The 12,603-nt window shown below is 68.7% G+C and carries 14 protein-coding genes; 10 read left to right on the top strand and 4 right to left on the bottom strand.

What is annotated here, in order from left to right:
* Positions 1-83: 83 nt before the first annotated feature.
* Genes pgl through zwf form a run of 3 tightly spaced genes read right to left on the bottom strand, consistent with a single transcriptional unit; the run spans position 84 to position 3,267 of the window.
* Entirely contained in the window at positions 84-803 is a 720-nt protein-coding gene (gene pgl / locus VDQ83_RS12780; protein WP_455435229.1) for a 6-phosphogluconolactonase, read from the bottom strand.
* Complete coding sequence (glk, locus tag VDQ83_RS12775) at positions 800-1,807, bottom strand: glucokinase (RefSeq protein ID WP_309914946.1); 1,008 nt, start codon at positions 1,805-1,807, stop codon at positions 800-802. Before glk ends, pgl begins: the two co-directional genes overlap by 4 nt.
* The gene (gene zwf / locus VDQ83_RS12770; RefSeq protein WP_455435228.1) at positions 1,804-3,267 is read right to left on the bottom strand and encodes a glucose-6-phosphate dehydrogenase; all 1,464 of its coding nucleotides are present in this window, start codon (positions 3,265-3,267) and stop codon (positions 1,804-1,806) included. The genes glk and zwf overlap by 4 nt, the downstream gene beginning before the upstream one ends.
* A gap of 409 nt (positions 3,268-3,676) precedes the next feature.
* Here zwf and VDQ83_RS12765 point away from each other — a divergent pair, with 409 nt between their 5' ends.
* Positions 3,677-4,792: an ABC transporter ATP-binding protein gene (locus tag VDQ83_RS12765; RefSeq protein WP_455435227.1), complete on the top strand. Its 1,116-nt coding sequence runs from the start codon at positions 3,677-3,679 to the stop codon at positions 4,790-4,792.
* Between the two features lie 37 nt (positions 4,793-4,829).
* On the opposite strand, the gene ygfZ is transcribed toward VDQ83_RS12765, so the two are convergent.
* A complete protein-coding gene (ygfZ, locus tag VDQ83_RS12760; RefSeq protein ID WP_455435226.1) occupies positions 4,830-5,696 on the bottom strand; it encodes a CAF17-like 4Fe-4S cluster assembly/insertion protein YgfZ in 867 nt (288 codons plus the stop codon).
* 38 nt (positions 5,697-5,734) lie between these two features.
* Between ygfZ and VDQ83_RS12755 the strand changes: the two genes are divergently transcribed.
* The 9 genes from VDQ83_RS12755 (at position 5,735) to lolD (ending at position 12,254) form a co-directional block, all read left to right on the top strand.
* Positions 5,735-5,905 carry a DUF1674 domain-containing protein gene (locus VDQ83_RS12755; RefSeq protein WP_263398011.1) on the top strand — a complete coding sequence of 57 codons (171 nt, stop codon included), beginning with the start codon at positions 5,735-5,737 and terminating at the stop codon, positions 5,903-5,905.
* A 61-nt stretch (positions 5,906-5,966) separates the two neighbouring features.
* Positions 5,967-6,359, top strand: a complete 393-nt coding sequence (gene sdhC / locus VDQ83_RS12750) for a succinate dehydrogenase, cytochrome b556 subunit (protein WP_455435225.1) — start codon at positions 5,967-5,969, stop codon at positions 6,357-6,359.
* Positions 6,356-6,742 (top strand): succinate dehydrogenase, hydrophobic membrane anchor protein, encoded by a 387-nt coding sequence (sdhD, locus tag VDQ83_RS12745; protein WP_184411015.1) that lies wholly within the window; start codon positions 6,356-6,358, stop codon positions 6,740-6,742. The genes sdhC and sdhD overlap by 4 nt, the downstream gene beginning before the upstream one ends.
* A gap of 34 nt (positions 6,743-6,776) precedes the next feature.
* On the top strand, positions 6,777-8,567 hold the full coding sequence (gene sdhA / locus VDQ83_RS12740) for a succinate dehydrogenase flavoprotein subunit (protein ID WP_309914959.1): 1,791 nt from the start codon (positions 6,777-6,779) through the stop codon (positions 8,565-8,567).
* A gap of 105 nt (positions 8,568-8,672) precedes the next feature.
* Entirely contained in the window at positions 8,673-9,455 is a 783-nt protein-coding gene (locus tag VDQ83_RS12735; protein WP_179564023.1) for a succinate dehydrogenase iron-sulfur subunit, read from the top strand.
* 128 nt (positions 9,456-9,583) lie between these two features.
* A complete protein-coding gene (locus VDQ83_RS12730; RefSeq protein WP_455435224.1) occupies positions 9,584-9,832 on the top strand; it encodes an FAD assembly factor SdhE in 249 nt (82 codons plus the stop codon).
* Positions 9,783-10,238: a hypothetical protein gene (locus VDQ83_RS12725; RefSeq protein WP_455435223.1), complete on the top strand. Its 456-nt coding sequence runs from the start codon at positions 9,783-9,785 to the stop codon at positions 10,236-10,238. The genes VDQ83_RS12730 and VDQ83_RS12725 overlap by 50 nt, the downstream gene beginning before the upstream one ends.
* Positions 10,239-10,261: 23 nt before the next feature.
* Positions 10,262-11,506: a lipoprotein-releasing ABC transporter permease subunit gene (locus tag VDQ83_RS12720; RefSeq protein WP_309914969.1), complete on the top strand. Its 1,245-nt coding sequence runs from the start codon at positions 10,262-10,264 to the stop codon at positions 11,504-11,506.
* A 10-nt stretch (positions 11,507-11,516) separates the two neighbouring features.
* The gene (gene lolD, locus VDQ83_RS12715) at positions 11,517-12,254 is read left to right on the top strand and encodes a lipoprotein-releasing ABC transporter ATP-binding protein LolD (protein ID WP_263398432.1); all 738 of its coding nucleotides are present in this window, start codon (positions 11,517-11,519) and stop codon (positions 12,252-12,254) included.
* Positions 12,255-12,603 lie beyond the last annotated feature (349 nt).

The following is a 12,603-nucleotide window of genomic DNA, read 5'->3' as shown; positions in this document are numbered from 1 at the left end:
GGGGGACTGGGGACTCGAAAGAGCGGGAATGCGGCAGCCCTGGGCTGTTACGAGTCCCGAGTCCCGAGTCTCCGGTCCCGGCTTCATTCGCACCAAAGCACGCGCAAGCGCGCACCAGGCGTATCGAAGGCGACACGGATCGGGAATTCGTGCGGATCGGTGCCGGCCAGCGCGCGTTCGAGCACGTCGAGCTTCTGCTTGCCGCGCAACAGCAGCATGCGCCGGCCAATCGGTGCCAGCCCGGCCGGGGTCAGGGTGATGCGCAGCGGCCAGGTATTGGCGCCGGGGCAGCCGGTGGCGTCGAGCGCGGCGTAGGGCAGCGGATTGGCCAGCGCCTTGCTCAGGTCGGTGGCGCCGGGGAACAGCGACGCGGTGTGGCCGTCGCCGCCCATGCCCAGCACCGCCAGGCACGCGGCCGGCGCGTGCTGCGCATGCAGGTTGGCGGCGTGCACGCAATCCTGCAGCGGCTTGCCGACCCGCACCAGCGGCTCGAAGCGCGCGCCTTCGGCACGCTCCAGGAAGCTCTGTCGGACCAGGTAGGCGTTGCTGTCGCTGTCCTGCGGCGACAGCCAGCGCTCGTCGACCAGGCCCACGTCCAGCTTCGACCAATCCAGCGGCAGCTCGGCCAGCGCCTGGTACACCGGCGCCGGGGTGGTGCCGCCGGACAGCAGCAGCCGCGCGCCGCCACGCCGTTGGATCTCCTCGCGCAGCGTGTCGCCGATCTCGGCCGCCGCCGCGTCGATCCATTCGTCGGGATCGTCGTAACGGATCAGGGTGATGCGATCGGACAACGTGGGGTTCATGCGACGACTCCTGGGGATTCGCGCTCGGCATCGACCGCGTAGGCAGCGGCGCCGAGCAGGCCGGGACGCGGATGGATCACCGCCAGCGACGGCACCCGCGCCATGATCGACGAAAAGCGGCCCTTGTGCTCGAAGCGCTGGCGGAAGCCGGAATGCTGGAGCGCATCGAGCATCTTCGGCACCAGGCCGCCGGTCAGGAACACGCCGTCCCAGGCGCCGTGCATCAACACCAGGTCGCCGGCGATGGCGCCGAACACCGCGCAGAACACGTCGATCGTGCGCATCGCGCGGTAGTCGCCCTGCGCGGCGCGCGCGGTGATGTCGGCCGGCTGCAGCGGGCCCGGGTCGTCGCCGGCGATCTCGCTGAGCGCGCGGTGGATGTTGACCAGGCCGGGACCGCAGATCAGGCGCTCGTTGGAGACGCGGCCGAACTGTTGCGACAGCAGTTCCAGGATGCGGATCTCTTCGGGCGTGCCGGGCGGGAAGCTGACGTGGCCGCCCTCGGTCTCCAGCGGATAGCAGCGGCCGCCGCGGATCAGCAGGCCGCCCACGCCCAGCCCGGTGCCCGGGCCGATCACCGCGTAGTTGCGCGGCTGCGCGATCGGCGCCGGCTGCCAGACCGCGCCGCCGACCTGGATCACGTCCTGCGGCTGCAGCAGGCTGATCGCCATCGCCTGCGCGGCGAAGTCGTTGATCAGGTGCAGTTCTTCGAAGCCGAGCATGGCGCGGGTGCGCGAGCGCGAGATCACCCACGGATGGTTGGTGATCCGCGCCTCGTCGCCGTCCACGCGCCCGGCCACGGCGAACACGCCGCTGCGCGCGTCCACCCCTGTCTGCTGCAGGTAGTAGCGCGCGGCATCGCCCAGCGACGGGAAGTCCACCACCGCGAAGGTCTGGGTGCTGTCGTCGAGCAGCGGCGCGGACGCGCCGAGATCGGCGAGCGCGAAGCGCGCGTTGGTGCCGCCGATGTCGGCGACCAGCACCGGACGCAGCGGCGCGGTCATGGCGTGTCCCGCTGCACGGCGCTGGCGTCGTCGGCGGAGACGTAGCGTTCGGCTTCCTGCGGCCCCCAGCTGCCGGCCGGGTAGGGCAGCAGCGGCGACTGCGCCTGCGCCCAGGCGTCGCTGACGCTGTCGATCCAGGCCCAGGCCGCGCGCACTTCGTCGTCGCGCACGAACAGCGCGTGGTTGCCGTTGAGCGCGTCGAGCATCAGCCGCTCGTAGGCGATGCGGCGGTGCAGGCCGGTCGGCACCGACAGCTCCAGTTCCAGCGGCTGCAGTTCCAGCGCGCCCCATTCCGGGCCGGCCAGGCTGCTCATCAGGCCCAGTTCGATGTTTTCCTGCGGCTGCAGCTGGAAGGTCAGCCGGTTCGGCGCCACGTGGGTCGCGTCGGGCCGCTCGAACAGCCAGTGGGTGACCGGCTTGAGCGTGACCACGATGCGCGTGGTGCGTTCGGCCAGGCGCTTGCCGGTGCACAGCCGGAACGGCACGCCGGCCCAGCGCCAGTTGTCGATGTAGGCGGTGACGCCGACGAAGGTCTCCACGTCGCTGCCTTCCGGCGGCTGGTAGGCCTGCGCCGGTTGGCCGTTGATGGTGCCGGCGGTGTAGCGTCCGCGCACGCTGTCGCGCGCGGCGTGCGCGGCCTGCAGCGGGCGCAGCGCGCGCAGCACCTTGACCTTCTCGTCGCGGATGCGGTCCGCTTCCAGCGACGCCGGCGGCTCCATCGCCACCAGGCACAGCAACTGCAGGATGTGGCTCTGGACCATGTCGCGCAGCGCGCCGGAGCGCGCGTAGTAGGCGTCGCGGCCATCCACGCCTTCGCTCTCGGCGACCAGGATCTCCACCGATTCGATGTAGTTGCGGTTCCACACCGCTTCCAGCAGCGTGTTGCCGAAGCGCAGCGCGATCAGGTTCTGCACCGCGGCCTTGCCCAGGTAGTGGTCCAGGCGGAACACGCGGTCCTCGTCGATCAGCGCGCCGATCGCCTGCAGGATCTCGCGCGCGCTGGCCGAGTCGTGGCCGATCGGCTTCTCCAGCATCAGCCGGTTCGGCGCCGCCAGCGCGCCGCCCAGGGCCAGGCCCTGGCAGGTGCTGATGTACAGCCCCGGCGGGATCGCCAGGTAGCTGACGCACTTGCGCGAGGCCAGCTCGCGCACCGCATCGGCCACCGACTCGGCGTTGCGCAGGTCCACCGAGCGGTAGTCGGTGCGATCCAGCAGCGATTGGATGACCGCCTCGCTGACCTGCGGCATCGCCGCCTGCAGGCGCGGCTTGAGGATCTCGTGGAACTTGGCGGTGTCGTGCGGCGACAGCGCCAGCGCGCGGATGCGGAAGTCCTCCGGCAGGAAGCCGTCGTCGAGCATGCGCAGCAGCGACGGGAACAGGTAGCGCTGGGCCAGATCGCCGGTGGCGCCAAACAGCAGGAAGGTATCGTGCATCGACCGGTTTTCGGTTTCGGGTGACATTTCGTCGATCACCTGGGGGCTAGAAGTGACGTGGCGTTGGTAAGCAAGCGGCGGGACCGGCCTGTATCCGTCCTGCGGCTCGTGCGGGCATAGCGGGTGACCGCCAGCGGGACCGCACGATCCTGGAGATGAATACGACTGCCAGACCTCTGAGCATACCTGTCTAATGCCTCAAGCATCAGGCCGTTGCTCGTGCGCGCGCCGGGACGGCGGCAGGTTGGCGGATCGCATCGCAGGCCCTCGCAGGCGTCGATGTTGCCCCGTGAAAACGGTTACATGGCAGAATACCGCATTGCGCTCCCATTGTTGCCTGTGTCGCTGGCACGATGCGAACCGCATTCGTATGCACTGCCATCGGGAGGGACCGGCGGCAGCCCGTCTCTCCCAGCCGGAAACCGGATACCGCACCATGGCGAAAGTACAACTGGACAACATCCGCAAGGTCTACGACAACGGCCAGGTCGCCGTGCACGGGGCCAGCTTCGAAGTGGCCGACGGCGAGCTGATGGTGCTGGTCGGGCCGTCCGGCTGCGGCAAGTCCACTCTGCTGCGCATGATCGCCGGGCTTGAAGAGATCAGCGGCGGCGAGCTGCGCATCGGCGAGAACGTGGTCAACGACGTGGCGCCGAAGGATCGCGACATCGCGATGGTGTTCCAGAGCTACGCGCTGTACCCGCACATGACCGTGGCCGAGAACCTGGCGTTCGGGCTGAAGCTGCGCGGCGAACCCAAGGACGTCATCGAGCGCCGTGTCGCCGCCGCTGCCGAGACGCTGGGCCTGACCCCGATGCTCGGCAAGCTGCCGCGGGCGATGTCCGGCGGCCAGCGCCAGCGCGTGGCGCTGGGTCGCGCGCTGGTGCGCGAGCCGGCGGTGTTCCTGCTCGACGAGCCGTTGTCGAACCTCGACGCCAAGCTGCGCCATTCGGTGCGCACCGAGATCGCGCAGCTGCACCGCAAGCTCGGCACCACGATGATCTACGTGACCCACGACCAGGTCGAGGCGATGACCCTGGGCCAGCGCATCGTCGTGCTCAAGGACGGACTGATCCAGCAGATCGACACGCCGATGGCGCTGTACGAACGCCCGGCCAACCTGTTCGTGGCCGGGTTCCTCGGCAGCCCGGCGATGAACGTGCTGCAGGGCCAGCTGGTCGAAGAAGACGGCGTGCACCTGCAACTGGCCGACGGCAGCCGCGTGCCGCTGCACGGCGCGCATGTCGCGCCGCAGTGGCTGGGCCGGCCGATCGCGATCGGCGTGCGGCCGGAGCACCTGCAGCCCAGCGCGGACGGGCAGGGCGGGTTCGCAGCCACCATCGAGGTGATCGAGCCGGTCGGCAACGAGATCTTCGTCAACCTCAGCTACGGCAGCCAGCCGCTGGTGATGCGGGTGGCCCCGCGCGCGCTGCCGGGGCTGGGCGAGAGCCTGCGCGTGGCGGTGCGCGGTGAGGCGCTGCATTTCTTCGATCCGGAGAGCGGCGAGCGTTTGGAGGCGCGGGACGCGGGACTCGGGACTCGGGACCCGTAACGGCAACAGACGAAGGCCGAAGCCCTGCGCTGCCGGTTCAGCGCGCGAGGCCTTCGTGCAGCGGCTGCCATTGCGCGGCCTGCGCACCGATGGACAGACCGGTCGGCGGCGCGTCCTCCAGCGGCAGCACCGCCAGCGCCAGCTCGCCGGCGACGCTGACCACGCTGCCCAGCGCCTGTCCGTCGCGCAGCACCTGCGCGCCGACCTCGGCCACGCCGTCCACCGCCAGCAACTGCAGCGCGCGCTTGGCCTTGCCCAGGAAATGGGTGCGGGCGACGATCTCCTGGCCCGGATAGCAGCCCTTCTTCACGCTGAAGGCGTGCAGCCGGTCCAGCGCCAGCTGCTGCGGGGTCCATTGTTCGCGCTGGCTGGCGTCGAGCCGGGCCAGGCCCAGCGCCAGGTCCGCCCGGCGCCACGCCGCGGCGAATGCGGGATCGACCGCGGCGGCATCGGCGGCCGGCGCCAGCAGCAGCGTGCGCGGCATCGCGCCGCCGCCCATGTCCAGCTCGATCACGCCGTGGTCACCCGGCGCAGACGCTGCGCCCCGGGCCTGCTCGGGCATGCTCAGGCGCCCGAAGCCATGCAGATCCTCACGCACCGCGATGCGTACCTTGCGCCGGAACACGAAGCGGTTCAGCGCCGTCGCCAGTTCCGCTGCGCCGCCGTCTGGCAGCAGCACCAGTAGTTCGTCGTCGGCGCGCCGCAGCAGCGCGAACAGCGCGATCACCCGGCCTTTCGCGGTCAGCCAGGCGTTCCATTGCCAATGGCCGTTGCGCAGCGCCTGCACGTCGTTGGCGAACTGCGCCTGGGCGAAAGCCACTGCATCCACGCCGCTCAAACCTACGTATTGCAGGTCTGGCAGCGCGGAAAAACGGTCGAAAGTGAGATTCAGGTTGTCAGGCACGAGGGGGAGGACTAAAATTACGCTGTTGTGAGACCCGCATGATAGGCCAACCAACCCCCACACCCGAGTCCGATCCCGAAACGCAGCGACCCGCCGAGGAGACGACTCCGGAAGCGACGCCTGCGCCGCGGGAAATCGGCGGTCGCGGCGGCCTCGAGCCGACGCGCTACGGCGACTGGGAGAAAAACGGACGCTGCATCGATTTCTGATCCAGCTTTGAGCCAACGCGGCCTTAAGCACGCCGCCCAGCCGAGACAACGAGCCCAGCGAATGGCGACCCGCGAACGTCCTCTTTCCCCCCACCTGCAGGTCTATCGTTGGCAGATCCAGATGGTGACCTCGATCCTGAATCGAGCCACCGGCATCGTGCTCTCGATCGGCGCCTTGGTCATCGCCGCCGGTTTGCTGGCGCTGATGCTCGGCCCGTCCTCCTGGAACCTTTTCCGCGATATCGCCGGCGCCTGGTACGGACAGGTGTTCCTGTTCGGCTGGACCTGGTGCTTCGCCTTCCATCTGTTCGGCGGCCTGCGCCACATCCTGCAGGACTTCGGCCAGGGCTACGCGGTGCGCGCCTTCGTCACCATCGGCTGGCTGTCGGTGATCCTCAGCTTCGTGCTGACCGGCGCGGTGTGGGCCTACGTGTTGCTGGGAGCTGACGCATGAACCGTTACCGTACTCCGCTGAAGAACGTGCGCGGCCTGGGCGCTGCGAAGACCGGCACCGAGCATTTCGTGGTGCAGCGGCTGACCGCCACCGCGCTGGTGCCGCTGTCGATCTGGTTCCTGATCTTCGTGCTGGGCCTGATGGGTTCGGACTACGTCGCCGCCACCGAGGCGGTGGCCAAGCCGTGGAACGCGATCCTGCTGGTCGGCTTCCTCATCGCCGCGTTCTGGCATGCGCAGCTGGGCATGCAGGTGGTGCTGGAAGACTACGTGCACACCTCGCTGCTGGCCCTCGCGGCGCAGACCATCGTGCGTTTCGTCGCCGTGCTCGGCGCCATCGTCAGCATCTTCGCCGTGGCGCGCATCGCGCTGGGCATTGCCTGATCCGCCGGCGACCCTTCTAGGAACCCCCATTTCGATGTCCGCTTACAAGATCACCGAACACAAGTACGACATGGTCGTGGTCGGCGCCGGCGGCGCCGGCCTGCGCGCCACCTTCGGCCTGGCCCAGAAGGGCCTGCAGACGGTCTGCCTGACCAAGGTCTTCCCGACCCGTTCGCACACCGTGGCCGCGCAGGGCGGCATCTCCGCCGCGCTCGGCAACATGGGCGAGGACGACTGGCGCTACCACTTCTACGATACCATCAAGGGCTCGGACTGGCTGGGCGACCAGGACGCGATCGAGTACATGTGCCGCGAGGCGATCCCGGCGATCATCGAGCTGGAACACTACGGCGTGCCGTTCTCGCGCACCGAGGACGGCAAGATCTACCAGCGTCCGTTCGGCGGCATGACCACCAAGTACGGCGAAGGCCCGTCCGCGCAGCGCACCTGCGCCGCCGCCGACCGCACCGGCCACGCCATGCTGCACACGCTGTACCAGCAGTCGCTGGCGCACAACGCGCGCTTCATGATCGAGTACTTCGCGCTGGACCTGATCTTCGACGAGGAAGGCGTGTGCCGCGGCGTGCTCGCGCTGGACATGGCCGAAGGCTCGCTGCACCTGTTCCGCGCCCATGGCGTGGTGCTGGCCACCGGCGGCTACGGCCGCGCCTACTTCAGCGCCACCTCCGCGCACACCTGCACCGGCGACGGCGGCGGCCTGGTGATGCGCGCCGGCCTGCCGATGCAGGACATGGAGTTCGTGCAGTTCCATCCCACCGGCATCTACGGCGCCGGCTGCCTGATCACCGAGGGCGTGCGCGGCGAAGGCGGCATCCTGCGCAACAGCAACGGCGAGCGCTTCATGGAGCGCTACGCTCCGCACTACAAGGATCTGGCCTCGCGCGACGTGGTGTCGCGTTCGATGACCATCGAGATCCGCGAAGGCCGCGGCGTCGGCGAGCACAAGGACCACATCCTGCTCGATCTGACCCATCTCGGCCCGGAAGTGATCAACGACAAGCTGCCCGGCATCGCCGAGAGCGCGCACATCTTCGCCGGCGTCGACGTGGCCAAGCAGCCGATCCCGGTGATCCCGACCGTGCACTACAACATGGGCGGCATCCCGACCAACTACCACGGCGAAGTGGTGCGCAAGGACGGCGACAACCCGGATTCGGTGGTGCCCGGCCTGTACGCGATCGGCGAGGCGGCCTGCGTGTCGGTGCACGGCGCCAACCGCCTGGGCTCCAACTCGCTGCTGGACCTGGTGGTGTTCGGTCGCGCGGTGGCCATCCGTTGCGCCGAGACGATCAAGTCCGGCGCGCCGCACAAGACCCTGCCCAGCGATTCCTGCGACAAGGCGCTGGGCCTGCTCGACAAGCTGCGCAACTCCAACGGCGGCACCCCGACTTCGGTGATCCGCGACAAGATGCAGCGCACCATGCAGTCCGACGCGGCGGTGTTCCGCACCAGCAAGACGCTGCAGGAAGGCGTGGACAAGATGGCCGAGATCTTCGCCACCTTCGAGGACGTGAAGGTCTCCGACCGCTCGCTGGTGTGGAATTCGGACCTGATCGAGACCTACGAACTGAACAACCTGCTGCTCAACGCGGTGGCGACGATCAACTCGGCCGAGCAGCGCAAGGAAAGCCGCGGCGCGCATGCGCACGAGGATTTCCCCGACCGCGACGACGTCAACTGGCAGAAGCACACCCTGGTCACCGTCGACGACAAGGGCCAGTGCAGCTTCGACTACCGCCCGGTGCACATGTACACGCTCAGCAAGGATGTCGACGTGGTGCCGCCGAAGCCGCGCGTGTACTGACCAAAGCCGGGATTGGGGATTGGTGATTCGGGATTCGAAGCACTTCGTTTCCTGCGCCCAACGCACCCCCCAATCCCTAATCCCCAATCCCGGATTTTAAAAGCCATGGCAGAGTTCACCCTCCCCAAGAATTCCAAGATCGGCAAGGGCAAGCACTTTCCCGCCACCGGCGCGAAGAATGCACGCACCTTCAAGGTCTACCGTTGGAATCCGGACGACGACAGCAACCCGCGCACCGACACCTACGAGGTGGATCTGGACGCGTGCGGCCCGATGGTTCTGGACGCGCTGATCAAGATCAAGAACGAGATCGATCCGACCCTGACCTTCCGCCGTTCCTGCCGCGAGGGCATCTGCGGTTCGTGCGCGATGAACATCGACGGCACCAACACGCTGGCGTGCACCAAGGCGATCGCCGACTGCGACAAGGCCGAAGTGCCGATCTATCCGCTGCCGCACATGAGCGTGATCAAGGATCTGGTGCCGGACCTGACCCACTTCTACGCGCAGTACGCGTCGATCAAGCCGTGGATCCGCACCCAGACCCCGCCGCCGCCGGACCGCGAGCGGCTGCAGTCGCCGGAAGACCGCAAGAAGCTCGACGGCCTGTACGAGTGCATCCTGTGCGCGTGCTGCTCGACCAGCTGCCCGAGCTACTGGTGGAACGGCGAGCGTTACCTCGGCCCGGCGATCCTGCTGCAGGCCTACCGCTGGATCATCGACTCGCGCGACGAGGACACCGGTGCGCGCCTGGACGACCTGGAAGATCCGTTCAAGCTGTACCGCTGCCACACCATCATGAACTGCGCGCGGACCTGTCCGAAGGGGCTGAATCCGGCGCTGGCGATCGCCGAGATCAAGAAGCTGATGATGGCGCGCCGCGCCTGATCGGTTAGCTCCACACACGGCGGGCGTGCCCGTCGACTGCGCGGCACCGGCTTTCGGGTTCGGTGCCGCGCGCGTTTCCGGCGGTCGCCGCAGCAGGCGCCCGTCCACAAAGACATGGGTGCGATGCGATGGACGAAGCCACCGAACTGAAGAAGCTGCGCTGGCGCTGCCGGCGCGGTATGCGCGAGCTGGACCAGCTGTTCGGGCGCTACCTGGACCGGCGCTGGGCGCAAGCCCCCGAGGCCGAGCGCGGGGTTTTCCTATACCTGCTCGATTGCGAGGACGATAAGTTGTGGCGCTGGTTCATGGGCTACGAGGCTTGTCCCGATGCACGCGCCGCCGATCTCATCGCCACCATCCGCGCCATGCCGGCTTGAGTGGCGCCCCTCGCGCTGGCTGCTGGCGGCGCTGACGCTGCTGAGCGTGCTGGCGCCGCTGTCTATCCTGGGCTCGGACATGCCGCGGCCCTGGGCCTGGCCGGCAGCGGCGCTGGCCGCGCTATACGCGGCGCTGCTGCTGCGCCGCGAAGCCCACCGCCCGCTGCGCGCGCTGCTGATTCCGCCGCAGGGCAGTGCGGCGGCGAGCGTCGATGGCCAGCCGGTGGCGGCGCTGCAGGTGGACTGGCGCGGGCCGCTGGCGTTCGTGCGCTGGCGCGACGCGCATGGCCGGGTAGGGCGCCTGGCCTGGTGGCCGGATACGCTGCCGGCGCCGGCGCGACGTGAACTGCGTCTGGCCGCTCAGGCCCGTGCCGCTTCGTCTGCGCCCCCGCAGATGGCACCATAGCGCTCCCTGGACGGTGGCTGCGCATGTTCAAACCCTTACCCGTGGCCATCGGCCTGCGCTACCTGCGCGCCAAGCGCCGCAACAACTTCATTTCCTTCATCTCGATGGCCTCGATCCTCGGCATCGCCCTGGGCGTGACCGTGCTGATCACCACGCTGGCGGTGATGAGCGGTTTCCAGAAGGAGATCCGCGACCGCCTGCTGCAGATGGCCGCACATGCCACGGTCAGCGCGCAGGGCGCGCCGATGCAGGACTGGCAGCACGCGGTGGACGTGGCCAAGCGCGATCCGCGCGTGGCCGGCGCCGCGCCGTACGTCGAGGAAGAGGCGCTGCTCACCGGGCAGCGCAATCAGCCGGCGATCGTGCGCGGCATCCTGCCCGGCGAGGAGGCCAAGGTCTCGGTGCTGGCGCAGAAGATGAAGCAGGGCTCGATCGACAGCCTGACCCCCGGCTCCTACAACATCCTGCTCGGCCAGGAACTGGCGCTGTGGCTGGGCGTGGGCGTCGGCGACAAGGTGGTGGTGATGCTCGGCGAACCGCAGGCCAGCCCGATGGGCATGGTGCCGCGCTACAAGCGCTTCACCGTCAGCGGCATCTTCGAGGCCGGCTACAACGAGATCGACCGCGGCCTGGCGGTGACCAGCATGGCGGACATGCAGCGTGTGCTGCGCATGGGCGACGGCGTCACCGGCGTGCGCCTGAAGCTGCACAACATGGACCTGGCCTGGAACGTGGCCCGCGACCTGGCGCTGAACCTGCACGGCCCATACATGGTCAGCGACTGGACTCGCGAGAACGCCAACCTCTACCAGTCGCTGAAGATGGAAAAGACGGTGATGGGCATCCTGCTGTCGCTGATCATCGCGATGGGGGCGTTCAACCTGGTGTCTTCGCAGGTGATGCTGGTCACCGACAAGCAGGCCGACATCGCCATCCTGCGCACGCTGGGGCTGAGCCCGGGCGGGGTGATGCAGGTGTTCATGGTGCAGGGCACGCTGATCGGCGTGATCGGCACCGTCGCCGGAGTGATCGGCGGCATCGTGCTGACCCTGAACCTGGAGCGGATCCTGGCCGGCATCGAGGCGCTGTTCAACATCAAGCTGCTGCCGGAGGACGTGTACTACATCACCGGCCTGCCCACCGACATGCAGCCGCACGACGTGGTGGTGATCACCCTTGTCGCGCTGCTGATGAGCTTCCTGGCCACGCTGTACCCGGCCTGGCGCGCGGCGCGTACGCAACCGGCGGAGGCGCTGCGCTATGAATGAGCATCGGGACATGGGACTCGGGACTCGGGACTCGGAAGTGCAAAAGCCACAGCGTGCCGATGCGGCGATCCGCGCCGAAGGCCTGGGCAAGACCTACGCCGAAGGCAAGATGCGCACGCCGGTGTTCGACGGGCTGGACCTGGCCGTGGCGCCGGGCGAGACCGTAGCCATCGTCGGCGCGTCCGGCGCCGGCAAGAGCACCCTGCTGCACCTGCTCGGCGGCCTCGACGTGCCCACCGCCGGCGAGGTGTACGTGGCAGGGCAGCGCATGTCGGCGCTGTCGGACGCGGCGCGCGGGCAACTGCGTAACCGCTCGCTGGGCTTCGTCTACCAGTTCCATCACCTGCTGCCGGAATTCACCGCGCTGGAGAACGTGATGATGCCGGTGCTGCTCGGCGGCGCCGCGGTCAAGGACGCCGAGGCGCGCGCGCGCGCCTTGCTGGAATCGGTGGGCCTGGGCCATCGCCTGGAGCACAAGCCCGGCGAATTGTCCGGCGGCGAGCGCCAGCGCGCGGCGGTGGCGCGCGCGCTGGTCAACCGCCCGGCCTGCGTGCTCGGCGACGAGCCGACCGGCAACCTCGACGACAAGACCGCGGCCAACGTGTTCGCGCTGATGCTCGACCTCAACCGCGCGCACGGCACCAGCCTGGCCCTGGTCACCCACGACCGCAGCCTGGCGCGCAAGCTCGACCGCGTGCTGGAACTGCACCAGGGCAAGCTGCGCGAACTGGCGCCTGCCGACGTGTAGCGGCGCGTGTGTCGGCGTGGAATGCGCCGGCATGGTCGCGACCCGGCGGCTGCGACGAATGCATTTCGGAACAATGGCGGTTCCGGCGATCGGTCGCGGCTGAAGCCGCTCCTACAGTGCACCCAAACCGCCCCTGTAGGAGCGGCTTCAGCCGCGACGAACGAAGCCGAAGTTTGTCCGGCCATGGAACAACCGGTGGCCCGATGGGCCGACGCCACGCGGAGTCGCTGCACAACGAGGGCGGTGCACTGTGGGAGAGACTTCAGTCCCGGCGCGGTCCGGTCGCGGCATCTCCACCGCTTCGCTCGTCGCGACTGAAGTCGCTCCCACAAGGGACTTGTGGCCTGCT

It is taken from the genome of Xanthomonas sp. WHRI 7945, assembly GCF_035026585.1.
This window is presented reverse-complemented; position numbering and strand designations above follow the sequence as displayed.